Raw genomic sequence first — 2,305 nt, forward strand, 5'->3', positions numbered from 1 at the left:
AACCCGCGCATATCAGACTGTTAACCACCGTCAACGTCTTTGCCTTCGTGCCAAGATTTCAAGGTAACAACCATTGTCTCCATTAATGGTTAAAAATGGTTTTTTTCCTGACAAAAATAAAAAAACATTTAATTATTAGAAGAGGTATTGACCGCCTCGTTCATATCAGCTTAATGGGCTGCCGAGGTCGATTATCATTAAAGTTTAGTAATACCGGGCGCTGGACGGAGAGGTATCCATCAAGAGTGCCTGGGACGGGCACGCTGTTTACGCTCACGATTCCCGAGATCCAACCCGGGGATGAAGCTAAAGCGGAAAGGAAATCATAAGATTCGTTGGGCGATTTTTTCTGAGAGGGGCATATGCATATTGAAGTACGAACTTGGCCGTTGCCTGCTAGAGGAAAGGCTTCAGGAAGCAGGAATGCCGCTGGAACGGCTGGCGCTTGAACTGCGGGTGAGACGGGAGCGGCTGGATGACTTTATCGACAATAAAAGAGTGATGTCTCTTAAGCTCGCGATTTCGATCGCCGATACGCTTCAGTGCGAGGTGCGCAGCCTGTACGAATTAACGCCTTGCGATTTCTAATTATTGGCGGTTTTTCTTTTGGCCAATAACCAACAATCAAGGATAACAAAGCCTAAGTCCTGCCCGTTAACATAACGAAGGCGGCCGAATCTTTTCCGGTCGCCTACATTGTGTATTATGGAGCTATCGTCACCCGTTAGCGGAATGATTTGTACTTCGGTACGGATCACCTCGGCTACGAGGGTAACGATTTTGGCAATATTAATGTATACTCACTTTAATGAGAAAGCCTAGATCAAAGCCAATTTAAGATCTAAAACCTTCCTTACATCTACAAGATCTCACGAGCAGTAATGTATCTGCTTAACCAATATGGACTCTTCCATCTGGTTATTGTCACACCTGGGGGCGATTTATACGTATTCAACATGAGCCCGTTCCCGATGTCGACGCCACAATGACCTATACGGTTATCCGAATAGCGGGGACTACGAAAGAATATTACGTCACCGAACTCTATCGCATTTTGTGGTATCCTATTTCCTACCTTCGATTGAGCTCTAGTGGTCCGTGGCAAAGCGACCCCATTTTTCCCAAAAATGTATTGCAAATAAGAAGAGCAGTCAAATCTTCCTGACCTTGGATAAGGTCCTGCACCGAATCGATATGGGGTTCCTAATAGTGACCTGCCCAGTCTGATAATGGCCGGTGCCTTTTCTGTTTGTTTGATTTTTACGATTGATTTCCCAGGTTTCCCTTGAGATCTGGGAGAATTAGGCTGGGTTGTTGGGATCCTGATGCGAGTATTTGCTGAAATGGGTTCCTTTAATTGAGGATTTGCATCGGTTAATTTCTTCACAGTTGTATTTAATAGCTCCGTTAAAACTCGGAAAGTGTCCCCCCTAAAGGTGATGAAAAATATTGCAGGTTGTCGAACAAAGACTCGTCTTTTTACCAAATCAGCAAATAAATCCACATTAAAGAGCCGATTGATGGAGCGCAAACTCAAGTATAATTTACCTTGATCGATTATTAAGGGATCAATTTGGAAGTTGACCCCCTCTCTTCTTGCGGTTCCACCTTTTCGTGGAATCGATACAAATTCAGATCCATCTGTTGCAAAAAGGAATCTGGCATTGCCTCCTTTTAGATCATACTCCAGAATCTCCAGTACATCATCTAGAGCTAGGTAACGGATACTGTTCTTAAGAATAAGTGTTTTATTTTTGAAAGTCCTGCGAATATTTTCAAAAAAATCTTTCTGTGACAAAAAGATTGTAATTTGAAATTTGCTTAAAGCAGCCATTTCAACCACCACCTTAGATTGAATACTTCTTTTTATTCGGTAATGCTGCGAAATGCAACACAAGATCAAGCCTAATTATTGAGCCAAATCGTTTAACTCAATTTCCCAATTCATTAAAAAAACCACCAATTAAGGTGGAATGAGGGTAACGTTTGACCATACAATATATGTACGTTTTTTTGAGAAGACCTAGACTTTAGTCTAATTATTGAATTCTTTTACATATAGAGACTCACGCATACTATCAGTAACTGATTAGTTCCCTCATTATTGAAGGAAACTGCCCGTCCCTCGGTTTTAAGGGTTTATCTCGCATATACTCACTCATTCGCAGGATTTCGTCGCCTTGGGATACAGATGCTGTTCGATAATTAAGCTCATTAGACATCATTAGACACCGTTATTCCAATCTTGGGCATGCGGGAACAGAAGAAGCGTATGGAACATTTCTCCAAGTGTTATTCTTCTGCA

2 protein-coding genes are annotated in these 2,305 nt (G+C 42.0%); one reads left to right on the forward strand and one right to left on the reverse strand.

Translation table 11 applies throughout. The features are described from left to right. Positions 1 to 369: 369 nt before the first annotated feature. Entirely contained in the window at positions 370 to 588 is a 219-nt protein-coding gene (locus FU659_RS34765) for a helix-turn-helix domain-containing protein (RefSeq protein WP_187274629.1), read from the forward strand. A 271-nt stretch (positions 589 to 859) separates the two neighbouring features. Here FU659_RS34765 and FU659_RS34770 read toward each other — a convergent pair whose 3' ends face one another. Then, on the reverse strand, positions 860 to 1,834 hold the full coding sequence (locus FU659_RS34770) for a C40 family peptidase (protein ID WP_147951707.1): 975 nt from the start codon (positions 1,832 to 1,834) through the stop codon (positions 860 to 862). Positions 1,835 to 2,305 lie beyond the last annotated feature (471 nt).

This window comes from Paenibacillus sp. N3.4, from assembly GCF_008017805.1.
In the GTDB taxonomy this organism is placed as follows: Bacteria; Bacillota; Bacilli; order Paenibacillales; family NBRC-103111; genus Paenibacillus_E.